This is a genomic window from Psychroflexus torquis ATCC 700755, assembly GCF_000153485.2.
GTDB lineage: Bacteria > Bacteroidota > Bacteroidia > Flavobacteriales > Flavobacteriaceae > Psychroflexus > Psychroflexus torquis.
Genome location: NC_018721.1, coordinates 230,127 through 256,962 on the forward strand (window position 1 = coordinate 230,127; position 26,836 = coordinate 256,962).

The 26,836-nt window shown below is 33.9% G+C and carries 21 protein-coding genes and 4 pseudogenes; 13 read left to right on the forward strand and 12 right to left on the reverse strand.

Going from position 1 to position 26,836, the window contains the following annotated elements:
* Positions 1 to 199: 199 nt before the first annotated feature.
* The 11 genes and pseudogenes from P700755_RS00965 to P700755_RS01010 all read right to left on the reverse strand — a co-directional run bounded on the left by P700755_RS00965 (position 200) and on the right by P700755_RS01010 (position 10,372).
* On the reverse strand, positions 200 to 742 hold the full coding sequence (locus P700755_RS00965) for an REP-associated tyrosine transposase (RefSeq protein WP_015022883.1): 543 nt from the start codon (positions 740 to 742) through the stop codon (positions 200 to 202).
* 122 nt (positions 743 to 864) lie between these two features.
* A complete protein-coding gene (locus tag P700755_RS00970; RefSeq protein ID WP_015022884.1) occupies positions 865 to 1,332 on the reverse strand; it encodes a type II CBASS E2 protein in 468 nt (155 codons plus the stop codon).
* Complete coding sequence (locus P700755_RS00975) at positions 1,322 to 2,410, reverse strand: CBASS cGAMP synthase (protein WP_015022885.1); 1,089 nt, start codon at positions 2,408 to 2,410, stop codon at positions 1,322 to 1,324. Before P700755_RS00975 ends, P700755_RS00970 begins: the two co-directional genes overlap by 11 nt.
* Positions 2,411 to 3,436, reverse strand: a complete 1,026-nt coding sequence (locus P700755_RS00980; protein ID WP_015022886.1) for a CBASS cGAMP-activated phospholipase — start codon at positions 3,434 to 3,436, stop codon at positions 2,411 to 2,413.
* A gap of 2 nt (positions 3,437 to 3,438) precedes the next feature.
* Positions 3,439 to 4,764: a restriction endonuclease subunit S gene (locus P700755_RS18560; protein WP_015022887.1), complete on the reverse strand. Its 1,326-nt coding sequence runs from the start codon at positions 4,762 to 4,764 to the stop codon at positions 3,439 to 3,441.
* Positions 4,757 to 5,107 (reverse strand): hypothetical protein, encoded by a 351-nt coding sequence (locus P700755_RS00990; RefSeq protein ID WP_015022888.1) that lies wholly within the window; start codon positions 5,105 to 5,107, stop codon positions 4,757 to 4,759. The genes P700755_RS18560 and P700755_RS00990 overlap by 8 nt, the downstream gene beginning before the upstream one ends.
* A 1-nt stretch (position 5,108) precedes the next feature.
* On the reverse strand, positions 5,109 to 6,131 hold the full coding sequence (locus P700755_RS00995; RefSeq protein WP_015022889.1) for a virulence RhuM family protein: 1,023 nt from the start codon (positions 6,129 to 6,131) through the stop codon (positions 5,109 to 5,111).
* Entirely contained in the window at positions 6,124 to 7,641 is a 1,518-nt protein-coding gene (locus P700755_RS01000) for a type I restriction-modification system subunit M (RefSeq protein WP_015022890.1), read from the reverse strand. Before P700755_RS01000 ends, P700755_RS00995 begins: the two co-directional genes overlap by 8 nt.
* Before the next feature lies 1 nt (position 7,642).
* Entirely contained in the window at positions 7,643 to 8,230 is a 588-nt protein-coding gene (locus tag P700755_RS01005; RefSeq protein ID WP_015022891.1) for a restriction endonuclease subunit S, read from the reverse strand.
* 715 nt (positions 8,231 to 8,945) lie between these two features.
* Positions 8,946 to 9,235 (reverse strand): annotated as a pseudogene (locus P700755_RS19795) (DUF4372 domain-containing protein); the annotation flags it as partial.
* A gap of 393 nt (positions 9,236 to 9,628) precedes the next feature.
* Positions 9,629 to 10,372, reverse strand: coding sequence for a helix-turn-helix domain-containing protein (locus tag P700755_RS01010; RefSeq protein ID WP_015022892.1), 744 nt, complete (start codon positions 10,370 to 10,372; stop codon positions 9,629 to 9,631).
* A 110-nt stretch (positions 10,373 to 10,482) separates the two neighbouring features.
* Between P700755_RS01010 and P700755_RS01015 the strand changes: the two genes are divergently transcribed.
* The 13 genes and pseudogenes from P700755_RS01015 (at position 10,483) to P700755_RS18565 (ending at position 25,542) form a co-directional block, all read left to right on the forward strand.
* Positions 10,483 to 10,878, forward strand: coding sequence for a YbjN domain-containing protein (locus P700755_RS01015; RefSeq protein WP_015022893.1), 396 nt, complete (start codon positions 10,483 to 10,485; stop codon positions 10,876 to 10,878).
* A gap of 23 nt (positions 10,879 to 10,901) precedes the next feature.
* The gene (locus P700755_RS01020; protein ID WP_015022894.1) at positions 10,902 to 11,600 is read left to right on the forward strand and encodes a PspA/IM30 family protein; all 699 of its coding nucleotides are present in this window, start codon (positions 10,902 to 10,904) and stop codon (positions 11,598 to 11,600) included.
* A gap of 134 nt (positions 11,601 to 11,734) precedes the next feature.
* On the forward strand, positions 11,735 to 12,283 hold the full coding sequence (locus P700755_RS01025; RefSeq protein ID WP_015022895.1) for a DUF4178 domain-containing protein: 549 nt from the start codon (positions 11,735 to 11,737) through the stop codon (positions 12,281 to 12,283).
* Positions 12,284 to 12,323: 40 nt separating this feature from the next.
* Positions 12,324 to 13,121, forward strand: coding sequence for a hypothetical protein (locus tag P700755_RS01030; RefSeq protein WP_015022896.1), 798 nt, complete (start codon positions 12,324 to 12,326; stop codon positions 13,119 to 13,121).
* A 23-nt stretch (positions 13,122 to 13,144) separates the two neighbouring features.
* A complete protein-coding gene (locus tag P700755_RS01035) occupies positions 13,145 to 14,014 on the forward strand; it encodes a DUF350 domain-containing protein (RefSeq protein WP_015022897.1) in 870 nt (289 codons plus the stop codon).
* Positions 14,002 to 15,558, forward strand: a complete 1,557-nt coding sequence (locus tag P700755_RS01040; protein ID WP_015022898.1) for a polyamine aminopropyltransferase — start codon at positions 14,002 to 14,004, stop codon at positions 15,556 to 15,558. Before P700755_RS01035 ends, P700755_RS01040 begins: the two co-directional genes overlap by 13 nt.
* An 11-nt stretch (positions 15,559 to 15,569) precedes the next feature.
* The gene (locus P700755_RS01045; protein ID WP_015022899.1) at positions 15,570 to 15,878 is read left to right on the forward strand and encodes an S-adenosylmethionine decarboxylase family protein; all 309 of its coding nucleotides are present in this window, start codon (positions 15,570 to 15,572) and stop codon (positions 15,876 to 15,878) included.
* 143 nt (positions 15,879 to 16,021) lie between these two features.
* Positions 16,022 to 16,246, forward strand: a pseudogene (locus P700755_RS21060) (ion transporter); the annotation flags it as partial.
* A gap of 119 nt (positions 16,247 to 16,365) precedes the next feature.
* Positions 16,366 to 17,960 (forward strand): annotated as a pseudogene (locus P700755_RS01055) (IS5 family transposase).
* Between the two features lie 227 nt (positions 17,961 to 18,187).
* Positions 18,188 to 18,409, forward strand: a complete 222-nt coding sequence (locus tag P700755_RS20505) for an ion transporter (RefSeq protein WP_425357616.1) — start codon at positions 18,188 to 18,190, stop codon at positions 18,407 to 18,409.
* Positions 18,410 to 18,594: 185 nt separating this feature from the next.
* Positions 18,595 to 19,128 (forward strand): rhomboid family intramembrane serine protease, encoded by a 534-nt coding sequence (locus P700755_RS01065; RefSeq protein WP_015022901.1) that lies wholly within the window; start codon positions 18,595 to 18,597, stop codon positions 19,126 to 19,128.
* A gap of 552 nt (positions 19,129 to 19,680) precedes the next feature.
* A pseudogene (locus P700755_RS20510) lies at positions 19,681 to 20,060 on the forward strand (IS1595 family transposase); the annotation flags it as partial.
* Positions 20,061 to 20,994: 934 nt separating this feature from the next.
* Positions 20,995 to 25,542 (forward strand): M36 family metallopeptidase, encoded by a 4,548-nt coding sequence (locus P700755_RS18565; RefSeq protein WP_015022903.1) that lies wholly within the window; start codon positions 20,995 to 20,997, stop codon positions 25,540 to 25,542.
* A 768-nt stretch (positions 25,543 to 26,310) separates the two neighbouring features.
* Here the strand turns inward: P700755_RS18565 and P700755_RS01080 are convergent.
* Positions 26,311 to 26,823: a VOC family protein gene (locus P700755_RS01080; RefSeq protein WP_003435341.1), complete on the reverse strand. Its 513-nt coding sequence runs from the start codon at positions 26,821 to 26,823 to the stop codon at positions 26,311 to 26,313.
* Positions 26,824 to 26,836 lie beyond the last annotated feature (13 nt).

A 26,836-nucleotide genomic window follows, 5' to 3' on the forward strand; every position in this document is an offset into this window, starting at 1 on the left:
CTATCATTAGTTACACCTTCTATTACACTATTAACTCTATTGTTTCTTTTTGGGGAATTAATATATGTTTTTGGGGAATTGACTTAAGCATCTTTTAAAAGATTAGTTATATTATTTAAATCAATCACACCATCTTTAAGACCTCTGCTGGCGCAAGCATCTTGCTTGTGCCATAAACCAACTATATTATTTCTCCCCCTCATATATCTATCTCTAAAACTGTTTGGTCGTCTTGGTAATTTCTTGCACTACTATATTTCCAATCTATGGGGTTAGTAACGAAACCACTTTTTACTGGGTTATTGTGAATGTAGTTTATCTTTTGTTGTATTACTTTTTCACTCCATAATTCTACCGGTTGATTGTGCTGTTGCCAAAATTGATGCTGTTTTACATTGCTTTTAGTTTTACCTGCACGTTCCATCATAAATAGTAGCCATTCTTTTCTACTTTCTTGAGGATTTTCTTCTATTGCTTTAATTAGCTTTCTTGCTGTAAATCCTTTAAAATCTCTGATCAATCCAGATGGATCTTCATTACTCGACCTAAAAATTAAATGCACATGACTTGGCATAAAGCAATATGCATACACTTCCATTCCTTTTTCTGCTCTGCAATATTCTATACTTTCTTCCAATACATTAAAATAGACTTGTCGGGTAAAAATATCTAACCAATATACCGTGGCAAAACTTATAAAGTATGCACCTTGTTTATTATGAAATTTATATTTTCTACTCATTTTAATTATTGTTGCTATTCTATCTATAATAACGGCACGCGCGTGACGCTCACGCTAGCAGAGGTCTTTTATAATACCATTTTTAGTGTTCTTTAATATGATTATTTTATCCTGCATATTTTCTAATTATCGTCTTTAACCCTTCTATGAGCTTTAAATGGATGTTCCCATTTACCAGTAATCAGGTATAATTCGTAATACACAAACCATTCTAGGGTCCAAGGAATTATGGTGTCAAATATGTTGTGTTTTCTATAATCCCAGAAGAAATTATCTGTTTCGGGATGATACAAGCATAAATTCTTTTCTTTCGGATAAATATGTATATCATCATGATATTCTATTTCTGGCTCAATCAGATATACTTTAGGGCTATTAATGCCTTCATAATCAATTCTTATGCTATACTCTTTAGAATATTCTGTTGGTTTAATAATGCCTTTACATATTAATTTATTTTGCTTTATTGTACATTTTAAAAAATCATAATTTGATTTAATGAGTTTTTTCTCCCTGATAAGAATTACTCTTCGAGATAGATTTTGCCCACTTGATTTGAACCTATTTTTATGAAATTTTCTAACCGCCATAATTTGTATGAGGTTTATTTTTAGCTCTAGTAGGTTCAGTCGAAATTGTTCCTGAACTTTGAGAATAGGCAGCACCTTTTAATACGTTCTCTGAAATTCTTTTCAATGCAGCTTCCTTAGCATCAGTATCTTCATCTTCACCAAATGGAAAATGAATACCTAAATGTTTACGCCAAAGCCTACTTGCTTTTAATTGATTTGGCTCATTATCGAGCGCTTGTTTTGAGTCTTTAATAAAATCATCCAAATTAGACAGGAAGTTATTTTTCCTTGTAGCATCATAATTTTCAAATAAATCATCTCCAGGTGTTGCAGGAACAATACATGCGAAATCATTGTCTAAAGTTTCTTGAATTTCTATTAATGTATTTTTAAGTGCAATGTCGTCCCTATCATTAGGCTGTATATTGTTAGCCGCAAGAATAGTCATCGCTAAACCACTAGGCATTTTGTTTCTTTTATGATCCCCCCAACCTTTTAAGTGTTTTACAATTCTATTAAGTTGTATGTTTTTTGCTTTTTCGACCTTATACCACTCTACAACTTCTTTAGGGTCACTTTCTTCAAAACCATTATTTTTAACAGCCAAAGAAGGATCATTATCATCTTTAGGGAAAATATAAACCGGAAAATCAATATGATAGTCCCCTTTATAAATTACTCTCAAACATTTAGATCTGTGCTCAACAGATGAGCTAGTAGCTCCATCTAATGCATCTTTTACCCATTTTTGTAGTGTTGTAGCTGTAACATCTGCTTCTCTTCTAAAGTAAACACCATCATCTAAATCACAATCATCGTCTTTTGTTAAAATAGTTGTCCCCATTTTATAAGAACCTTGAATATAAAATTCAGGTTTATATTCTGGATGGTTGTCTTTAAAATGCTTCCGAATTCTCTCACGAAGCACTTCTTTAGATTCTTTAAGTTTATCTTTTTTCTTTTTTGGTATATTCAGATTATTATCATAATCTGAAAACAGTTTATTACAATTTGCCATATTTCCTATTTTTTCTTCTTTATTTTTAGTTGATAGTAACACAACGCTGCCTATCAAGATTACTGGTATCCACCACATCTACTTTATTATATATGATATATCTGTTTTAAAAAAATTCATTATTGCCCTGTTATTTGCTAATTCAAATCCATCCTGATCACCTAGAGCTTTTAAAGTTTCAATTGCTTTTTTATCTGCTCTATCCATCTGGATAACTTTCATCTGAGCGGGTGATAATGAGGGTGCTTTTATCCTTTCATAAACAGAATTTGCAGCAATTAATTTAATTGTATTCTTTAAAAAATAATCTGTAAAATAAGACTGCCCATCCATTGATGTTTGAAATAGTTTATCCGTCCAACCAATAAAGGACCTTCTTTTTCTACTTTTTGATACCCACCCGCTTGGTGTTGTAACACAAGGAATTGAGAGGATTTCGATATGTGAGTACTCTTTATCTTCACCTACAAAATATTGTATCGCCTCAGCTACAGCGCATAAACTTGGGTTATTTGCCCAAACACCCCCATCTACATATAACACGTTGTCATATTTATGTATTGGCAGGTATGTAGGCGCGGCAGAAGTAGCTAACGCTGCATCTACTATAGGGATATGCTTATCTCTAAAAAAGTCACCTTCCTTATGAGGGTACTTAAAAACCCGTGGCATTCCATTAACTAAATTGAAACTGGGTATAACCACTAAATTACTAAGTTGACCTAATTCTTTTTCACCAAACTCATCGACTAGTGCTTTTTTGAGATTTTGAGCACTATACTTTCCAAATAAAAAAGTCTGCTTGCTAAAGTGAAATATTTGTGATTGAAACCATCTAATTAATTTATAGTTAGAAGTAGGGAAAATTGATTTTCCAAATTGTTCATATAGATTAACTAAATCTTTGGATGGTTTTTCTGCTGCCAAACCCAAAGCAATTAAACCTCCAGTACTTGTACCTGCAATTAAATCAAAACAATCACCTGCTTTTTTACCTGCCTTTTCTTCAAGCCTTGAAAGCAATGCTGCTGTATATAGGCCTTTTATGCCACCTCCGTCTAATGCTAAAATTTTGAAAGGTTTGTTTTTCTTTTCTGTCTCCATAATTACCCCTTAACTCGTTTCTCGCCAGTTAACAACTGCTGCATTAAACCTTGTTTTTGTTTTTTTAAATGTTTACCCTTATTAATCAAATTATCTATTTCATTGTCAAAACTTTCAATAACGGATACAATCTTTTTTTGCTCCTCATAACCTGGGATAAATACTTTCTTTTTCGCTAAATCTTTTATACTAATATTCGGCGGATCAGTTCCAGCCATCATTGCGTTCATAGTGTATATAAAATATGGTGTTTGATGTATGTAATAAATAAACTTCAAGTCATTTTTATTTTTAGAAATTAACTTAGCAACTCTTTGATTTAATAAAGCAATACCATCCTCTTTATTAAAGACAGCGATTTTTAATTTATCATTTAAAATTGGTCTTGTAAGCGCCATAACTGCATCACCAGCTTTCAAAACATATTTAGGATTTTCATCTATAAAACTTGTTGGTAAAAATGTAGTGCTATCTCCCCATTTTACTACACCAATGCCAACATTTGCAATCTTTAACCATCTAACACCATTTTCAACTTGATTTGTACTTTTGAAGGCCTCCCCACCTAAATATTTTACAATATCATTCAGAGATTTTTCTTCCCACTCCTCCACAAACCCAGCAAATCGTTTCTTTCCAGTCAGTAACTGCTGCATCAAGCCATTTTTAAGCGCTTGTTTTTGCGCAATGAGTTTTTCTTGAGCAGCTATGGCTTTATCCCAAGTGTTGAGAATACTGGCTATTTTTTGTTGTTCAGGAAGTGGCGGAATAGGAACTGAAACTTTTTTTAAACCACTAGAATAAATATGTACAACAGAATGACCTTGTCCAATTTTATAAAGTTGACTTCTAACCACATCATTATTAAATAAATACCCCAGAAATTGGGGATCTTGATTGTGATGCTTTAATATACAAATATCACCACCTGCATAAGCCGTTTCTTTATTTAAGTAAGCAATTGATTTTCCAATATCCTCTAATGTTTCCCCAGACCCTGCAAATAATATATCACCACAATTTATTGGATTACTATTTGCAGCAGATTCTTGATTTATCTTTGATTTTAATACTGTAGTGTTGTAATGGTAAATTGTATAGATTTCGGCATATCTAACGCAAGGCAAACCACCAACTTCATCTTCTAAAATATCTTTTTTGGTAATTCCTTTTCCTTTAGAAAACTCTCCTAATTGATCTAAGGATTTTACATTCCAATCCTCAGGAATCCAACCTAACTTCGTTTTCTTATAACCAACCCTTTTACCTTCCAATCCTGTGCTGAGCAAAGTCGAAGTAGCAACATCATACTGTTTGTGTTTACTCATAATGTTCCGTATAAAGAGGTTCATCGGTAAGATCTGTAACTATAGAGGATCTATGCAACTCAAACCATTCTGTAAAGCGTTTCCATGTTAATGCAGGAAAGGTGTTTTCGTCTGTACACTGTCCAAAAAGCTCATTTGTAAAAATGTTTTTCCAGTATTTTTTGAGTTCGGTTTTGGGGTCGTCTAAAAATAGCTCATCTTTTAGCAAGTAGCTGTTGTAATCGTCAAAACCTGCCCTATTGGTTTGTGCTAAATTTGGAAATAGGGCATTGCTCCAATCGTAAAAGGCTTGTTTTGGTATCACTAATAATACGCTTCGGTTTAGGGTTGGGTAGTGTTTCATTTTACTTTTTATTTTTAATATTTTGCAAGGTGTCATCAAAATCACTATTAAAATTTACGTCTTGCTGTTTTCTAAATAGTTCGAAAGTTTCTTCGGCTATTTTTTTAGCGATCACACTGCTCATTTGGCCTGCATTTTTTAAAACTTTATAATCATTAAACACCAAGAATGCATCTAGCTTTTTTGTCCAGTCTGTCATTTGCATAGGAATATTTCGTTTGGCCTGATTTTCGGCATAATCTAAATACATGACCACAATCCGGTTAAGGGCATCTAATTCGTCTTCTTGCAAATAATTTTTTGCAATTCTAACATCGCTTTTCAATATTTTACCCTTAGGACTGTTTTTCCAATGGGTCAATCCCATACCTCGTTTTTTTGCATTTACTCTTTTTGAAATAAGTTCCGCTGCTGTAGCTCCAGTAATTGCCCAATGTAATTTATTTTGTACAGTTTGGTAAAACGTTCTAGTGATTTCGCTTTTAGCATTGTAATCTATACTACATTGCGCATAAATGTCTGTGATCTTTTGATAAAAACGTCGCTCAGAAGCACGTATTTCTCTAATACGTTCCAGTAATTCATCAAAATAATCTTTCCCAAACTGTTTGCCTTGTTTTAGTCGTTCATCATCTAGTACAAAGCCTTTGATAATATAATCTCGTAGTGTTTTGGTTGCCCAAATTCTAAACTGTGTAGCTTGTTTAGAATTTACGCGATACCCTACTGATATAATGGCATCGAGATTATAAAACTGTGTGTTGTAGGTTTTACCGTCGCTGGCAGTTATTCGAAATTTTCGAATAACTGAATCTTCCTCTAATTCACCGCTTTTAAATACTTCTTTTAGGTGATAATTAATCGTATTTACTTCTACACCAAATAAAGATGCCATTTTCTTTTGTGACAACCAGAAAGTTTCATCTTCATATAAAACCTCGATGGTACTTTTTTCTAATGCTGTTTCATAAAACAAGATTTGCAATTGATTATATTGCTCATCACTTTTGTCTTCTTTACTCATAGCCTAATTCCTTTAAATGTTTTTTCATTTCTGAACGCACTTCAACCAATTCAGCTTCTAGTTTTTCTATATTTTGCTGTACTTCTGCTATGTCTACAGGCTCTTCTTCTTCAAAGGTATCTACATATCGAGGTATGTTCAAGTTGAAGTCATTCTCGGCTACTTCTGCTGGCTTTACTACTGAACTGTATTTTTCTATCGTTTTAAAATCCTTGTAAGTGGTTACAATTTTATTAATGTCTTGTGTACGCAATACGTTCTGTTTCTTGCCATCATCAAATTCTTTACTAGCATCCATAAATAGGATATCTTCAGTAGTTTTAGCCTTATTAAAAATTAGAATCGCTGCAGGAATACCTGTACCATAAAATAGATTAGTAGGCAAGCCTATCACTGCTTCTAGTAAATTTTCTTCAATCAGTTTTTGTCTTATTTTTTGTTCTGCGCTTCCACGAAATAACACACCATGAGGAACAATAACACCCACTTTACCTGTAGGCAAAGTCGTTTCTATCATATGCAGAATAAAAGCATAGTCTCCTTTAGACTTAGGGGGTACACCACGAAGAAAACGTTTGTAACGATCTGCTTCTGCATTCTCATGTCCCCATTTATCAAGGCTAAACGGTGGGTTTGCTACCACAATGTCAAACTTCATTAAGGCATCACCTTCTTTTAGCTTTGGATTATTTATGGTGTCACACCATTCAATTTGTGCAGAATCCATAGTATGTAAGAAGCAATTCATCTTACTTAATGCCCAAGTATCGCCATTGCTTTCTTGACCATAGATGGCAAAATTATTTGTTGTATTGCCTTTAGCATCTTTGGTTTCTTCTGCCACTTTAATCAATAATGAACCAGAACCACACGTTGGGTCAAAGATGCGATCACCTTCTTTTGGCGATACCAATTTTGCTAATAAACCAGACACTTCTTTTGGTGTGAAAAATTCCCCTCCTTTTTTACCAGCTCCTGATGCAAATTTCTCCAACAAATACATATAAGCCTCTCCAAGAATATCTTGCTTTCCTTCCCATAATGATGGGCGGAAGTCTAACTCTGGTTTTGCAAAATCGTTAATCAAGTTTTTAAGACGACGATTACGGTCTTTTGTCTGTCCTAATTTATCAGAATTGAAGCTGATGTTTCTAAAAACACCATCTAATTTTTCAAGATTACTCTCTTCAATTTGCGCAAATATCTTATCAATTTTTTCACCTATGTCTGTGTCATTTCTATGCTCGTAGATATAATCGAAAGAACACTTATCAGGCAAAACAAAACGCTCCCGCTTTAATTTTCTTTGAATCAACTCTTCGTCATCTCCATACTGCTCTTTTAGTGCATTGTAATGGTCTTTCCAAACATCACTTAAATACTTAATGAACATAAAAACCAAAATGTAGTTTTTGTATTCTGAGGAATCAACTGCACCTCTAAAAGTATCACAGGCATTCCATAATGCTGCATTTATTTGATCTTGTGTTGGCTTTATTTTGTTTGACATTTTATAGTATGTTTAAAAGTTGAGTGGTTGTTAATTTATTTTTTAGTTCTATTATTTTATTACTAAGTGCCAACTCCTGATTATGCAGATTTGCAATTTTAGCTATTTTGGTTTGTATTTCTAATGATGGAAGCACAATAGGTGTTTCTTCTAGTGTGGTTTTATTAATGCTGGTATTATAAGTTCCAGCTTCATTGGTTTTGAAATAATTCTGAACTTCTGACTGATTGATATACCAAGCAATAAAGTCAGGATTAACCAAGTTCTTGTCCACTTTAAGCACAAATAATGCGGACGATGCAATGGTTGGTAAATTATCGATACTTTTAAATACTAGCGCAAAATTGTTAGTCCCTTTCCCTATAAAAAGGATATCTCCAGTTTTTAAATAGTACTTACTTTTTATGGTATCGCTATCAACAAAATAACAGTCATCACCTAAATAGGTGTAATTTTCCTCAAAGTCTTTTAGCTGTATCACTCGAACACCTCCATTATAAATGTTCTTGATCTTGCCCCTGAAAGAGTATCCAGAAGATAATCCTTGGTAGATTAAAATTGATTTTAAATTGACTATCTTGCTTTGCATATTTATAATTACATAATCATTACGATGCAAATATACTTAAAATTTATTGATTAAACAAGATTATTTACGCATAATCGTTATGATGCATTTTATTTAGCATTATTTAGTGAATGTAATCAAACTGAAATTAAGGCAATTTATATTGAAAATTCTATTTGTATGTTGAGCCGTTAACAAGCATTCAGAGACTACTGAGGATTATTTTGCTTCAAAATATAGCAACTACAAATTTTTGAGTACTGCCACTAATGTGAAGAAAAGGAGGAACTACAGAACCAATTCAAGATTTATTAGAATGGGCTGTTGTAGTCTATGTGACTTGAATCCAGCATCCTATAAATATATATGTTTTTCTAAATATATAGTTTCATTATTTCTTTATCTGAATCATTTTGTCGGTATGATGCATTTTAAAATGATTTTCTCAAGTTCGTAGTCATATCAATCTTTTGTTCTTTAAGACCTAAATTTTTTATTAAAAGCAATCAGAATTATCTATAGTTTTTTTTTCTAATCATATATATTGAAATCAGTCGAGCTGCAACAATTATTATTCCAATTAAAACTAATAAAACTCCAATTTTGTAAAAAGCTTTGTTGTTATTCACTAGCGTCCGAAAGTTTTTAGAAAGAAGTAAAAAACATGTTTCTATTCCAATGTTTACATTAAAAAGCTCACTTTACCCAGAAAATAAGTCCCTCTCTAACACTACTACTTTTTGTTGCCATCGCTCATTGTGGAACGAGCAGGGCTTTGGCTTAAACCTAAGATGTTTATAAAAATCTCGCTAACTCCAATACCTGCTGATATACCATTGAGCCTCTGTCACTTATTAAGCTGTCCGAAAGTTAAAGCAACAAACTGGTCGTAAGTTATATACTTATGTACACCTTCATCTGTTTTGAAGGTATTGGTGCAACTTCTAAATAACCAATGGGGTACTAAATTTAGAATTTGTCGAATGACTGGTTTATTGTTATTTTTTTTCGCCTGAAGAGTCTTATACCAAATTAGACCTATAATGACGCAATAAATCGTTTTACCGAAATGAATTCGGCACAGGCTTTTTTAGCCTGCTTTTCATCAAAAATAATTACCGTAGCTAAGGCTATGCTAGTTATTTTTGATTTCAATCAATCAAAAAACTTGTGCTGAGCTACGTCGTAGTATAATTCAATTTATTTATACGGCATTATAAATATAATTTGGTATTATATTTGAAGAGCTTTTTGTGAAACTCAAAAATACGTAATTCTGAGAGCTTTTTAAAATCTCGACTTTAGGATGCTAGTGATATAAGGAAATGATTTTACAGTCATCTTTTGAGTGTGAATTGATCTCAACATGCTAACACGAATTTCAAACGAAAATAATACTCCTAAAAAATCCTGCACAAACTATTTTGACAGAAGCTGTGTTAACTTTGTGTCTAGTTCATTTATTTTAACGGTTAGTTTTGATGTAAATTTCGGATAGCGTTTTAAAAACACAAAAGATACTTTCCAAAAATAAATAGCAGCATCGAAGGAAATATCAATTGATGGAATATGAGTATGGTCTGTTAATAATTTATACCCTTTATCCGAAATAGTGTACCTTCTAATCAATAATTCATGGTTGACTAAAACAACTACAACATCACCCTGAATAAGAGCATTGGAATCTCTACTTTCTCCTATAACCACATCATTAGGAAATAAGGCTTCCTCATCGGATACCATAAATAAATCCGTTACCATAAAGGCTAAAAAATCTAAATTACCTTCCACAGGGACTCTAATTGTTGGCAATGCACTGTAACTTTGAGATGTCTTAAAATTTTCTATAAATAACTTGACATTCAATGAATTCACAAAAGGAATCTCTTTCAAAGATGCCTTCACTATTTGATTTATATCCGTTGTTATTCCCCCATTAAAACGCAATAATTGGTTTACTGTAACTTCCTTTGTTAAGAAATCATCAATAGATATGCTAAAATAATTAGCAACCTTTATAATGGTGTCAATCTTCGGCTCACTCCTACCCTCTTCATAGGCACCTAATGTTGCTCTTTTCAGCGAAAATAGCTCTGCAAAAGCCTGCTGACTAAGTCCTTTAATCGCTCTTATTTTTTTAATGTTTTTTCCAAAAAAGGACATAATTTGCTAATTTTATTTGCAATATAGTAAGTATTAAGTATATTTGAAGCATCAACGAAAAAAAGCACCCTCTAATCGCTAGAAATATTTCAGAATAAAAAACAAAATACATGAAAGAACCATTTAAAACTATTAAAAATTACCTGATTGAATTAAACTATAATATCACGCACGAAGACGAGGACGAAGGCGTGATCATAATTCAAGATCATGACAAGGGTATCAATAATTTAATATTAGGAATTGCAAGTCCCATTTTAATTATAGAGCAATATATTTTTAAAATTTCAAATCCAAATAAGGCTGTTCTTCAGCAATTATTGCAAAAAAACAGAGACATTGTTCACGGCGCTTTTGTATTAGACGAATCTGGAGAAAAAGTAATCTTTAGAGATACTCTACAAATTGAAAACATTGATTTAAACGAACTAGAGGGATCTATAAATTCTTTAAGTTTATTATTAAGTGAGTATTCTGAAAATATTATCCAATTTTCAAAATCATAAAAACAAAACAAAAACAAAATATCATGAGTATATTCAAAAGATTATTTAACGTTGGGAAATCTGAAGCGCATTCTGCGATCGATAAAATGGAAGACCCAATAAAGATGACAGAACAAGGCATAAGAGACATGAAAAATGACTTGACAAATGCTTTAGAAGGTCTTGCGCAAGTAAAAGCAATGTTGATCCGTTCGCAGAACGATAAAACTCAGTTTGACAACAAGGCAAAAGACTATCAAAACAAGGCAATGCTTATCTTACAAAAAACTCAAAAAGAAAGTATTTCAGCAGAAGACGGAGATCGTTTAGCCAGAGAGGCTTTGGTAAAGAAAGAAGAAAATACAGAGCACTCAAAACGTTGTGGTATTGAAATAGAAAAATTCTCTAAATCAGTTTCTCAATTGGAAACCAATGTAAACAGTTTAAAGAACAATGTTGGTAAATGGGAAAATGAACTAAAAACCCTAAAAGCGCGTGTAAAAGTGTCTAACGCTACTAAGAACCTGAACAAGCAAATGGCATCAATTGACAGCTCTAGCACCGTTAATATGCTAGAAAAAATGAGAGAAAAAGTGAGTGAAGAGGAAGCTTTAGCAGACGCTTATGGAGATATTGCCAATGAATCAAAAAGTGTTGATGATGAGCTTGACCGCGTTTTAAACAATACTTCGGCAAGTGCAGAAAGCGATCTTGACGCACTCAAAAAACAAATGGGCATGTAATTCGTGTGCACTTCAGCATCTTTACAACACTAAAAAGCGCTTCTTTTATTAAAGAGGCGCTTTCCTGCTACTAAAGAATCACTGCAAATAATTTAGAAGGAGTATCCTTCCACAATAAAATCATAAAACTACACATGGGCATATTTGATATTTTTAAAAAAAAGGAAAAGGAAAGACACTTCGACCCCACCAATATTACCATTAGAGATTTGGGGAAAGGATATATTTTTGAATATGCAATTGAAACATGGACCGTTACTGCATTGTTCGAGTATGATTGGGGAGAGAATTATTTTACCAGAGAATTTGTCATCAAAAACGGTGCAACTGAAAAATTTTTAAACATTGAGGATGATGGTGGCTTGGTGGTAACTTTATCTGAAAAAGTAAAACTAAGAAAACTTGGTGAAGTAACCTGTGACTATATGGATGCGCATCAAAAACCTCCTAAAAAAATAAAATATGAAGGCGTAAAATATTACTTGGATGAAAAGTCACCAGGCTATTGTAAAGAAATAGATGCCGATAACTGGGAAGAGTTGGTTTCTTATGATTATCTAGACGAAGAGGAAGAAAAAACACTCTGTATCGAGCAGTATGGCGAAGAAGAGTTCGAAGTAACTAAAGGAATTATTATTGATGCACTTGCTATTTCTAACATTTTACCTAAAGGAGACAATTAATAGTCTTAAAAACTTTAAGTTTGGTTTTAAATTCATATTTATGAAAACATTCAAAACACTCATTATTTTAGGTGTATTCCTGCTGCTGAACTCTTGCAGAGAAGCACCTAAAAAATACATAAGAACTCCCTTAGATAAGATCGTTACTACTTACATGAATACACAAAATTACAGTGTTATTCTAAAGGATATGGATTTTAATAAAGACACCAACAAATACTTACATAAATATAAAATTATCCTTGAAGAAAAGGTAAATACAACTGCTTCTTTAGAAGATGATTTCACCGTAAAACTAACCGACTGGGAAGAAGTTTCAGCAATTACTTTTGAAGAGTATCAAAAAGATTTAGGGATGACCGTTTTGTCAAAGAAAAATGGTGTTCTTGACAAAAAATCTATGCCTGCAGGCTATAATAGTCACGTTGGAAACTCAAAGTACGGCGATTGGCAGCAACAAAGTAACGGTTCTTCTTTCTGGGTATACTACGTTCAATATCGTTTTATGAGTTCTCTTTTCTATGGTTCTAGCCATCGATACTACAGAAATGATTACAACTACTACAGAACAAACCACTACGGAAAAAGCAACTACTATGGAAAAACTAATACCTTTGGAACCTCTACCTATAAAAACACGAATGCTAGCTGGAATTCGAAATCACAAACCTTTAAAAACAATGTAAGAAGTAATGTCAAAAGAAGTTCTTCCGCATTAAAATCTAGAGGGTATCAGAGCAGCAGAAGCTATAGCAATTCCGGAAAAACTTCAAGAAATAGTAATAGATACAGCAACTCAGGCTCTTCTCGCTCACGTAGTGGAGGATTTGGTAAATAACATACAGTAAACAATCATAAAGTATGGAAAAATATATAAATATTATAGATTTATCTCACTCTCTTGGATATACCGTAAGTGGCTTGATTATTTTTATTATTGGAAAAATTGCCTATAAACTGATACATCCAAAAATTAACATTCAACAGGAATTAGTTGATAAAGATAATTTTGCATTCATCCTCTCTTATGTTGGATATTTTGCCGCTTTAATCATTCTTATTGGAGGTACAATTGTAGGAGAAAGTTACGATTTTGCCACAGATATATTACTTATTTTCGTGTACGGAATCATTGGGATTGCCTTACTGCTCATAGCAGCATGGATTAGCAATAAATTAATTCTAACGAAATTCGATTTAAAGAAAGAAATTATAGCAGATAAGAATGAAGGATCAGGTATCATAGAAGCTGCCATCTATATTGCAAATGGTCTTATTTTATATGGTGCCTTAATCGGTGAGTCCGAAACACTCTTAAGTGGGATAATAACTTTCTTGATTTATTGGATCATCGGAAATTTCGTTCTTATTATCGCTTCTAAAACCTTTACTTCTTGGATGAGTTACGATATTCATACCGAGATAGAAAATGACAATGTTGCAGCCGGAATTAGCTTTGCAGGCGCAATACTTGCCATTGGTATTATTACAATGAATGCCATTTTAGACCCTTTTGTAAACTGGACCACTACACTGGTAGATATAAGCCTACAGACGGTATTAGGCTGTATATTACTACCTGTAATACGCCTTTTTGCAGACAAAATATTATTGCCAGGAAGAAAACTTACAGATGAAATTGTCAACCAAGAGAAACCAAATATTGGTGCTGGATTGATCGAGGCTTTTGCCTACGTTGCTGCTGCTATATTGATTACATGGAGTATTTAAAAAGGAATTCATTTATTTTAAAATCAGCTATTTTTGCCACAGGCTTTGCAGGAATTGTGGCTGAATATACCCTATCTACATTAGCAACCTATTTTATTGGTAATTCAATTTTTCAATGGACTATGATTGTTTCCTTGATGCTTTTTTGCATGGGATTAGGAAGTAGATTGAGTAAGTTAATTACAAAAAATTTAATTCAAAATTTTCTAATTTTAGAAACCTCACTTTCTTTAATTGTTGCCTTTTCTTCTGTATTGGTGTATACCTTGGCGTCTATAAGTGAATACTACGGAATTGTCATTTATTCTTTAAGCATGCTTATTGGATTGTTAATAGGACTAGAAATCCCCTTAGTTGTTCGGATAAATAAAGAATACGAAGACCTGAAAAGTAATATTTCTTCCATTTTAGAAAAAGATTATTACGGCAGCCTTATTGGCGGCATCTTTTTCGCCTTTATTGGGCTGCCGATAATAGGCTTGGCCTACACGCCCTTTGTACTAGGTATTATTAATTTTTTAGTAGCCTTAATTGTATTTTATCGCTTTAAAGATAAAATCAACAAACGCAGTACCGTTCGATTGCAAGCTATTTTATTGATTGTTTTTGCAATTTTAATTACGGGTATCTCTTTTACAGAGCCAATTATTCAATGGGGAGAACAAAAGAAATATAAAGACAAAGTTGTCTATTCGGAGCAAACTGAATATCAGAAAATTGTATTGACCGAATGGAAAGACGAACACTGGCTTTACTTGAACGGAAACTTACAATTTTGCTCTATTGATGAGAAAATGTATCACGAACCACTGGTGCATCCGATAATGCAGTTGCATCCAAAACCACAACGCATACTTGTTCTTGGCGGTGGTGACGGCTGTGCCGTCAGAGAAATTTTAAAGTACCCCAGTGTTGAAAGAATAGACATGGTAGACTTGGATCCAAAAATGACAGATTTAGGGCGCAACCACCCTGTTTTAATTGATATCAATAAAGGAAGCATGCACAGCGACAAGCTAAAAATTTATAATAAAGATGCGTACATTTATCTCGAACAGAATACCAGTGATTTTTATGATATTATAATTGCAGATTTACCCGATCCAAGAAGCATTGAGTTGGGCAGACTTTATTCCCACGAATTTTATTCTCTTTGTAAACGGAAATTAAGACCAAATGGATTGCTTATTACGCAAGCGGGAAGTCCCTATTTTGCAACTAAAGCCTATAATTGCATCGATAAAACAATGCAATCTGCAGGTTTCAAAACCGTAAAACTTCACAATCAAGTGTTATCTATGGGCGAATGGGGCTGGGTTATTGGAACCAAAAGCAATGACATAAATTCACAGCAACTAAAAGAAAGATTACAAAACATCGCCTTCAAAGACCTCGAAACAAAATGGATCAATACAGAAGCAATGCAATTGATGACCTCCTTTGGAAAAGAATTCTATAAACCAATCGATAGCCTTGAAATAAACAAAATTCACAACCCCGTGCTTTACCAGTATTATTTAGACGGGAATTGGGATTTATATTAACTATGAGCACAATGTATAAGCATACAGAAGCAAATATTTACAGCAGCAAATTTTGGACCGTTTGCACGGAACCAGAAGAATTGCGGAATACTTTTGAACGCGTATTAAAAGAAGTTGACTTTAAAATTGTACTTTTTAATGAGCACCATTTTACAGCACAAGGATACACCTGTTTTTGGCTTTTAGGTGAAAGTCATTTAGCGATTCATACGTTTCCTGAAAGTGGCAAAAGTTATGTAGAACTTAGCAGCTGCAATAAAATAAAATTAGACTTGTTTATTCTTAAAATAGCCATACTAAAAAATATAAGCACAGAATAAAATACATAAAATGAAAAAAAGTAGGGGATTTTATCAATTATAACAAGTATTTTATAAAATTCATTTATACCCTTATTGTTTTAAATGTACTGACCTTAATTCTTTAATCGTCTAAAGAATTAAATGATAATTATAGTCTCTTTTTTTATTCTTTTGAAATCTTTTCGATAGCGATTTTTACTTTGGAATATCTCATTCGAATTAGGGTTTCTGACAAAACGAAAGAAAACAAAAAAGAATTAATTAATTTTGCATTTTCTACCTTAGGAATTATTGATTTAATTGCAATTATTCCTTTTAATTTTCCTTTTATTTTTCCTTTCGATTTAAGAATTGTTCGTATTCTTCGTTTATTTAGGGCTTGCTGATTTTCTTATAATTATCATCTATTAAATTAAGCATCAGTGTTTTACGCATAAAAATACACGTTTTTTTCTTGCGTAATTGCATGGTTTTTCGTATCTTTTACTCATAAACCTATGCAGTTATGATAAAATATACGCCTTCTAATCAGTTAAGTTTATCCGATTTTTCACATCCCTTCGAACAAGAATTGTTATCTGATAATCGCTGGGTAAAATTATCACAACTCATCCCTTGGGATGCTTTGGCAAAGGTATATTCCAATAAACTCAATGCACGTAATGGTAGAGAGAGTATTGATGTCCGCGTGGTTATAGGTGCAATTATTGTAAAGCATAAGATAGGGCTAAACGATAGAGAGACCGTTGCGATGATTAGCGAAAACATCTACTTGCAATATTTCTGTGGATTAAAGTGTTTTCAAACCAAACCCCCTTTTCACCCCACTGTACTTGTAGCTATTCGTAAACGAATGGGGGCAGTAAATTTTGACTCTTGGAATACTCTAATCATTGAAAAAGCAGATAGCTTGAAGCCAAAAAGGGCAAGGAATATTCAAAAGAACACCGAGGAAGAGGCCCCTAATCAATGTGTCTCTGATAGTAAACACAAAGGCAAACTAAAGATTGATGCTAGTGTGGCTGATCAAAGAATAGTGTTCCCTACCGATGCTGGTCTGCTTAATACAGCACGCAAAGAAAGTGAGCGAATTATAGATTTGCTTTACGAGCAAACCCAAGGAGTTAATAAACCTCGAGATTACCGTCGAGTAGCAAGAACAGAATATCTTGTATTTTCTAAAAAACGCAGAAAGACAACCAAACAAATAAACAAGTTCATTCGAAAACAACTAGGATATACCAGGCGTAACCTATCTTATATTGAAAAACTGTTAGACCAAATAGAAGATCAAAAAAAGGAGGAACACTTGCCTGGCATGTTTACAGATCTTAGAACTGCTTATCCCTGTAAATTCCCTTTACCAAAACGGGACCAAAAGATTTACTGGGTGCTTCAACTCATCTATGAACAACAATACTATATGTATCACGAAAAAGTTAATAGTGTAAAAAATAGAATAGTCAATATTTATCAACCTTACGTTCGCCCTATCCCAAGAGGAAAGGATAAAGTATCGACAGAATTTGGAGCAAAGATTAGTGCTAGTGAGATAGATGGAATGAGTAGAGTAGAACATATAAGTTGGGATCAATTTAATGAATCTAAAGATTTAGTATTACAAGTAGAATCCTACAGAACCACCTTTGGTCACTACCCAGAATTACTACTAGCGGACCAAATATACCTTAACAGAGAGAACAGAAAATGGCTCAAAGAAAAAGGGATTAGAATTGTGGGAAAACCATTAGGGAGACCGCCAAAACAAGAACTTTCTGCCTATCAAAAGCGAAAACTCAAAAAAGAGCGAAACCAAAGAAACCTAATAGAAGGAAAGTTTGGACAAGCAAAAAACGCATACGGACTTAACAAAATAAAAGCCAAAAGAAAAGACACATCAGAAAGCTGGATAAGTGCCATTTTCTTCATAATGAACTTAATAAACTTATCAAAAATAGCAGATAAATATGCTATTTTTTGTGCCTTATTTGAAAATTGGATATACGCTAAGCTAAATCCCAAAATAAAAGGGTGTTTCTATAATACTGATGTCACTAAACCCTTTTTATTCAAAATTACATACCTCTTGAACTAAAATAAGCTTGAGTAAATCAGCAAGCCCTATTTATACCATTTTAGCATTCAAATGTCGTATAAAATTAGTTTCTTTTTCACTTACTAATCGTCATAAAATAGAACCGTAACTATTGCTATGCTTATATTTTTTTTCCTCAACTAAGTAAAAAACCTGTGCTGAGCTGCGTCGAAGTATAATTCAAATTTTTAATGCACCATTTAAAAACTAAATTGGTATTAAACTGCTCCGAATTTTCAAACTTAGTAGATATTCGAAATCATTGAAAACAATACAATATATTTTTAAAGAAACAAAAGCAGAACTGTCCATTACTGTATTTGTAACTTTTGTGTTGATGATCTTGTCCTCTACTCTTATATATTATATAGAACACGATACACAACCAGAAAAATTTGCGAGTATTGGCGATGCTGTTTGGTGGGCGGTTGCAACCTCAACCAAGGTAAGCTAGGGAGATATGTATCCTGTTATCGCTTTGGGTAAAATATTAAGTGGTATTATTGCTTTGATAGGAATTGGTTTTGTAGCACTTCCCTCGAGAATCATTAGTTCCGTTTTTATTTAAAAAATTCAAGCTGAAAAGAAGTAAAAAAAAATAAAGACTGTTGTCCAACCTGAGGAAAAAACTTTTAAAATATGATTTCAACTAAATATATTCTTCAATTTGCAGCATTGCTCTATGTTGTTTATTTTATTGGTCTTTTTATTCCCATCACAGAATTTGGCATTGTACCGCGAACTACAAGTGGCCTTATTGGCGTTTTTACTGCACCTTTTTTACATGGCGGAATTGGACACTTACTATCAAACACAATTCCTTTAATTACACTATTAATAGTACTAAATACCATTTACCCAACAAAAACACTGGCCGTATTTTTATTTGTAACGCTTGCGGGCGGACTACTTGTTTGGATCTTTGGCCGAAATGCAAATCACATTGGCGCTAGTGGATTAATATACGGACTTGTAGCTTTTTTAATTGTTTATGGAATCCTAGAAAAAAAATACATTCCAATAGGCATATCAATAGGAGTAGCCGTAGTGTATGGTGGATTAATTTGGGGAATATTCCCGTTTGTAAAAAGTTACATCTCCTGGGAAGGACACCTTTTTGGCGCCATTTCTGGAGTTATTATTGCCTTTTTGTTAAAAAACCATAAACACTAATACCAACTAGAAAAACAGCGATTTTTATAGAAAACCAAGCATACCCGAACATGATTTAAACTATTAAATCATCTTTTTTAAACATAGGAGCTTGTAAATTCACGAAAATAATTAAACTACACCGTTTAATTGAATTACCCTTTCTACTTCTAAAATACCGCTATAGTCGAGCATTATAAAGTGAAAAATGGCTACTGTTTTCAATTAAAAAGACCATTACTCCACTCGTGATTATAAAAAGTGAACATTAACCTTCGAAAGAAAAGCTTTGTTCACCTCAGTAGGTCCAATTAGAATTTGGCAACTGTTTATCTATTTTTGATACGTAATGGTGTCTTATAGCAGTACCCTTTTGGGATAAATTGAACTGGAAAAAATTCTAGAAAATTATCTTCCAATAATTAATGACCTTAAAAGATATAGCAAAAATTAGGAGAGGAACCTTTGGTCTTTAAAATAAATAAAACATCAGGTAAGATAACATGATCTGTAAAAAAAAATAGAGATCAGTAGATAAATACTTATCTTGAATACCGATAAACATTACAAATTATGGACATATTTAAGAGTTAAAATCTCCTAGAGTTTTTGATCGGTTTAAAACTGACTTGAACTGCAAAGAATATCTATCTGGTTTAAAGAAACAACATACTTATCATTGCATTAAGTGTAATCATAATGCATGTCAGATTAAAATTGATTTTGAACAACAATGTAATGTCACTGGGCACAAGGAATCGGCTATTGTCAACACATTATTTCATAAGGTTAAATTTGGTATTAAGAAGGCTTTTTTCATTTGCTTCGAAATGTCTACGAGTATTTAAAGCTTATCAGCAAGTTATATGGGTCTTCGTTACGGAGTAACCTAGAAAACGGCTCGTTTTTTTATGCTAAAGGTAAGGGAATCAATGTCTTCAAGCGGCAGTAATACCAAATTATATTTATAATGCCGTATGAATAAATTGAATTATACTACGACGTAGCTCAGCACAAGTTTTTTGATTGATTGAAATCAAAAATAACTAGCATAGCCTTTGCTACGGTAATTATTTTTGATGAAAAGCAGGCGAAGAAAAAACGATTTATTGCGTCATTATAGGTCTAATTTGGTATAACCCATAGATGGTAATGTGCCTGTAGATGTATTTGTTCTGGGAGGTATAGCGCAAGGCAAGATTGGAAGTAGTTATAATAGTAAGAAAAAGAAGGCAGTTACGGCGGTTGAACTTACAAAAGATGGCAAAAACAAAATTTCCGATATCGTATACTACGTAATACCATAATAACAGATATATAACACCCCTCTAGTTAGCATTAAGCATGAAAAAGCGGCTTTAGGTTACTACCAAAGCCGGTACTATTTATAAGTTGTATTCACTTTGGATAAACTTAGTTTTTAGCCTCATGCTCCGAATAAGAAATGCTAACGTCCTTCCTTTTTATAGTATAATACCAATTTAGCTTTTAAATGTTGTATTGAAAATTTGAATTATACTACGACGTAGCTCAGCACAGGTTTTTTGATTGAAATTAAAAATAATTAGCATTGCCTTAGCTACGGTAATTATTTTTGATAAAAAGCAGGCGAAAAAGAGACGATTTATTGCTATATTATACATTTGATTTGGTAGAAATTCCCGAAGGCAGATCAGCTAATCTGTTATGTTCTAAATTTATTCTTGCTTTTTTTTTTACAAAAAAAATAATCAAATTCGATAAAATTACTTTTATAATGGGACTTCTAAAATCTAAATTAAATGTTAAAAATAATGAGTTTGATAAGTTTTTTTTAAGAAATTCCAAATTATCGAAGTTTTAAAAGACAAATAAAATATATTTGTTCACACTAATTTTTTTTATTCTATGAAAAATATTTTATTACTTGCATTTACATTTCTGTTTTTCTCATCTCAAATCTTATCTGCACAATCCCAAAACAAACACATTGAAACATTCCTTTCCTCTAAAGTTTCCTCAAAAAAATTAGCTCAAAATGATATTTCTGAATATGTGATTACCTCACAGCATAAGAGTAGTATTTCAAACATTGAACATATTTATTTTAGACAATCAATCGATGGCGTTAGCATAGTAGGAACTGAAAGTAGTATCCATGTTTATCCTGACGAAACTTTACTAAGAGCAAATTTTGGTTTTAAAAAGTCTATAGCCGATAAAGTTATTGGGGCAAAAACACCAAAATTATCAGCTGAATTAGCTATTCGGCGCGTGGCACAGCAAATGGGATATTACCAGTCAGGTGGATTGAATAGTTTACCTAAATCAACGATTCCTAACTCAGACTACGTGTTTTCGGGAGCTGGAATTTCGGAAGTAAATATTCCTGTAAAACTTGTTTATGTAAAATTGGAGCAAAGTAAGTTTGTGCTGGCTTGGGAGCTATCCATAAAAGAAACTAAGAGTAGCGATTGGTATAATTTCTATGCTGATGCCTCCACTGGAAAAATTATATCAAAAAACAATTGGACCGTAAATTGTCTTGAAGGGCACGATCATTCTACCCATAATGAATCAGAAAAACCAAAAGCATTTGTAAGCGTTAAAAATAAACCAACGACTACAAATTCAGGATTAAGTCAAGGCACCTATAACGTATTTCCGCTACCAGTTGAAGATCCGTTTAGCGATCCAAGGGAACTTGTATCAAACTCAAACAATGCACTGGCTTCACCATTTGGGTGGCACGACACCAATGGAAGTATTGGAGCAGAATTTACAGTGACCAGAGGAAATAATGTAAATGCTTACGAAGATGGTAACAACCAAGGTTTTCAGCCAGATGGTGGGTCGTCTTTATCCTTCGATTTTCCTTTTAATCCTGATTATAGTTTTGGAGACCAATCAGAATCTGCTGCAATAACCAACCTTTTTTATTGGAATAATATTATCCACGATATCATCTATCAGTATGGGTTTGATGAAGCTAGTGGTAATTTTCAAGTTAACAACTACGGCAATCCAGGAGTTGGAAACGATCCCGTATTGGCCGAAGCTCAAGATGGTGGTGGGACTTGTAACGCCAACTTTTCAAGAGCACCAGAAGGAATATCTCCTGTTATGCAGATGTACATTTGTAATAATAGAGATGGTGATTTTGATAACGGAGTGATTATTCATGAATACGGCCACGGTATATCAATTCGCCTTTCTGGTGGAAGTAATAATTCTAATTGTCTTTTAAACGATGAGCAGATGGGTGAAGGCTGGAGCGACTGGTATGGTGCTATGTTAACCATTAGAGATGGAGATACAGGCACAGATCCACGTCCAATTGGAAACTGGCTGTTTGGAAATGATGAAGATGGTGCAGGTATCAGAGCGTTTCCCTACAGTACAGATTTGGCTGTAAATCCACAGACCTATGACGATATAAAACCAACCTTTGGTCCACACCCCTTAGGCTCAATCTGGGCAACTATGCTCTGGGAAATGACGTGGGGTCTAATAGACGATCATGGATTTGATCCTGATTTTTATAATGGCTCTGGTGGGAACAACGTCGCCTTAGCTATCGTTACCGAGGCTTTAAAACTCCAACCTTGTAGCCCAGGTTTTGTTGATGGTAGGGATGCAATCTTGGCCGCAGACCAAGCTTTATATGGAGGACAAAATTTTTGTACAATTTGGGATGCTTTTTCAAAACGAGGCTTGGGGATGAGTGCAGACCAAGGGTCATCAAATAACAGAACAGATGGTACAGAAGCTTTTGATTCACCTTCAACAATGCTAACCACTCCTGAAACCATTTTTTGTATTACTGACAGTAACCAAAATCTAAGCGGTGGCTTACCACTTGGAGGGGTTTATAGCGGCTCTGGAGTTACAGATTCTGGCGACGGAGAAAACTATACCTTCAGTCCTTTAGAAGCTGGTATTGGTGTCCACACTATAACCTATGCCGCCGAAAGTGATTGCAGTAGTGCTAACCAAGCTTCAGATACTATTGAGGTGAAAGATGAAAACCCTATCATTGAATGCCAGAATATTTCTGTGGCTTTAGATGAGGATGGAACAGCGACAATCATACCTCAAGATATTGTGACCAATTTTGAAGCATCTGATGGCTATACTTTAGACCAATCTGGAACTTTTGCCCCAGAAAATATCGATGATGTAGATACGCAGATTTCCTTAGGAGATGACCAAGTTGCATCAGGATTGTCACTAGGGTTTGACTTCAATTTTTACGGCACTGATTATTCAGCCTTTGGAATTTCATCTAATGGATACCTCAGCTTTTCAGATAATTTTGATTCTGGATGTTGCTCAGGCCAAACTCTACCTAATTCAAATTTACCTAATAACTTAATTGCACTGGGGTGGACCGATCTTAATCCTGGAAATGGAGGTTCAATCTCTTATGCAACGATTGGTAGCGCCCCAAATAGAATTTTAATAGTTCAATTTGATAATATTCAAAATTATGGAGACTCTTCAAAAACAGTCACCTCACAGATCAAACTATTTGAAGGATCAAATCATATTGAAATCCATAGTGAGAATGTCGAGGGTAACAATATGACCCAAGGTATAGAAAATACTGATGGTAGCATGGCATTACCTGTACCAGGACGAAATAGTGAAACACTGTCATTATCCAATGATTTTGTGTCTTTCATTCCAAATACAGGAAGCTTCTCCGATAATTGTGGTTTAGAAACTATAGTTACTTTAGACATTAACTCATTCGACTGTAACGACCTTGGTGAGAACATTGTTACGGCAACTGCTACGGACACAGCTGGTAATTTGGCATCCTGTATGGCAACCGTCACAGTAACTTCTGATTTAGATGTTACTTTTTCTGATGTAGACGAAGAATTCTGTATAGACCAAAACCCAATAACAGGACTAAATGGTGGTCTTCCAGTGGGAGGTTTTTACAGCGGTAATGGTGTTACAGATGATGGTAATGGAGAAACTTTCACCTTTAATCCAAGTGTCGCTGGAGAAGGAACAACAACTATTACCTATAACGGAGATAATTCTTGTAGTGCTGAAGGATCGGCGACAATAGATGTAGAGATCCAGTCGGCAATACCTGTCTTAGACTGCCAGGACATTACCGTACCTCTCAATATTGACGGATTGGTCACTATAACCGTTGAAGATGTTTTTGGTGCTGATTCAATTCCTGTTGATAATTGCGTTGGCGAACCCCTAACATTTTCAATATCTCCAAATACCTTTGGCTGTGATGATGTAGGGGAAAACATAGTTACGGTAACTGCAACCGATAACGCCGGAAATTCACAAACCTGCACATCAACAGTAACTGTGGAGGATACAGCACCCTTACAGTTCGAATGTATAAACAGTATAGAGTTGGTTCTCGATGAGAATCAGACTGCCACAATTAAGGAAGATGATATTTTTGAGAGCTTGCCACAAGATTCTTGTGATAACGGCTATAGTGTCTCAATTTCACAATCGAATTTTAATTGTGACGATTTGGGCAATAGCAGCGTAGAAGAAATTTTGATAAATGGTAGTTTTGAAAATGGCTTGACCGGTTGGACGTCCACAGTAGAAGATGGTCTAGATGATGATAGCCCCGGCAGCTGTGAGCAAGCTTGGAAACCTCTCGAGGATTCTTCAACGATTTGTTGTTGTGTCGATAATATAGTTCCAACAGAAGGAGCTAGCGCAAGCTTTACTTCATTTGATGGGCAAGCTGGTACAAAATACATCCTAGAACAATCATTTATTGCCACTTCAGGAGGTAATGCAATCTTGAGTTTTGACTGGGTCGCCGAGTTCAATCTTAATACTGCTGATATCGACAGAAGTTTTGAAGTTGGCATTTTTGATACAAATGGTAACTTAATTGAAACCATCTACACAGAATCTATTACTGCCGGTGAAACTACTAGCATCAATAGTTCTTTATCTTTTGATATAAGCAGCGTTCTTTCACTCCTTGATGGAGAAGAGGTTGTTTTAAAATTCACAGCAACAATACCAGAGACACTTTCAGGGCCTTCAAAAGCAATGTTAGACAATGTAAGCCTGATAGTAGATTCTTCAACTATACCTGTTGAAATAACGGTAACTGACGCTTTTGGAAATAGCAATACATGTATTGTTCCTGTAACAGTTACAGACCCTAACGAGGAATGTATCCTCTCAACTGATGATCGTTTCTTAGAGAACTCTTTAAGCTTGTATCCAAATCCTGCAGATACCTCTTTTACAATAACTTGGAATCAAGATGTTACGGTGGAACGTTTAGAAATTTTGGATATGACAGGAAAATTGATACTGCAAAGACGCATTAACATTTCAGATAGGCAAACTTTGGTAGGGGTCTCAAGCTTGTCATCAGGAGTTTACTTTGTGAAGGTTTCCTCTAAGAACGGACAATCTATCAAAAAACTGCTAGTCAAATAACTCCTAAATCCATTAAGCTATAAAAACCTGCAATCTATAAAATTGCAGGTTTTTTAATGTTTGTAAGAAATAACGAACTGAACACCATAAAATGGATTGCTTTGCAAACCACTGATCAACTTCAATTTTATTTTTTATTTCTCTAGTATGATACAGATAGTAAAGCCTGAATAAAAAAATAAGTTTCAAAAACCCGCCTCTAGCATTAAGCATGAAAAAGCGGCTTTAGATCACTACCAAAACCGCTTTTTATAAATTGTATTCACTTTTGAAAGAGCTTAGTTCTAGCCTTATGCTCCCAATATGCACCGCTAATATCTGTCATTTTTACAGTGTAAATCCCCTTAGGCAAATCGGTTAAGCTTTTACATTTTAAACTTCTTTGATGCTGAAAATTTATAAAAATAAGTGCAGAAATAATTATTATCGGTTTCCTAATAAAAGTTAAGAGATTTAAGATGAATAATACCAAATTATATTTATAATGCCGTATGAATAAATTGAATTATTTTTTGATTGATTGATTGAAATCAAAAATAACTAGCATAGCCTAAGCTACGGTAATTATTTTTGATGAAAAGCAGGCGAAAAAAGCCTGCACCGAATTCATATCGGTAAAACGATTTATTGCGTCATTATAGGTCTAATTTGGTATAAGAAAGCATAGGTTAATGCCAAGTCCTAACATAGGGAACAGAGCAAATTATTTGAATCTGTTCCTCTATGTTAGGGTCACTATCGATTTAATTACAATAGTCTCAGGTTGACTTATTCTGAATAAGCTCCAGAGGAATAGGTCAATTCATAACTATGGGTGTAAATTTCAAAGACGATCCCAAACGGATCTTCGACATAGCACATTTTAAAGGGTTTATCCTTTGGATAATATTCTCTTATTGGCATGCGCTGTTTTCCACCATGGGCTACTATGCTATCAATGAGATCTTCAATATTTGGATCTTGTATGCAAAAATGAAAAAGGCCAGTGTTGAAAGGCTTGAATTCAGGAGCGGCTTTATCTCCGTGAGGAAAGCAAAACAACTCAATGCCAGTCCCATCGGAGGTGGACATATGGGCGATTTCAAAGGTATCCCATTCTTCACCAAACACATCAATACACATCATACCTATAGCTGTATCACTTTCTTTTTTGACCAAAGAGGGCTTCATAATAGTATACCATCCCATAACATCAGAGTAAAACTTTACAGCCTCTTGGATATTGGGAACAGTAAGACCTATATGGGAAAAGGACTTTGGATAATTTTCTTTTGTTTTCATGCTTTTTCTTTTT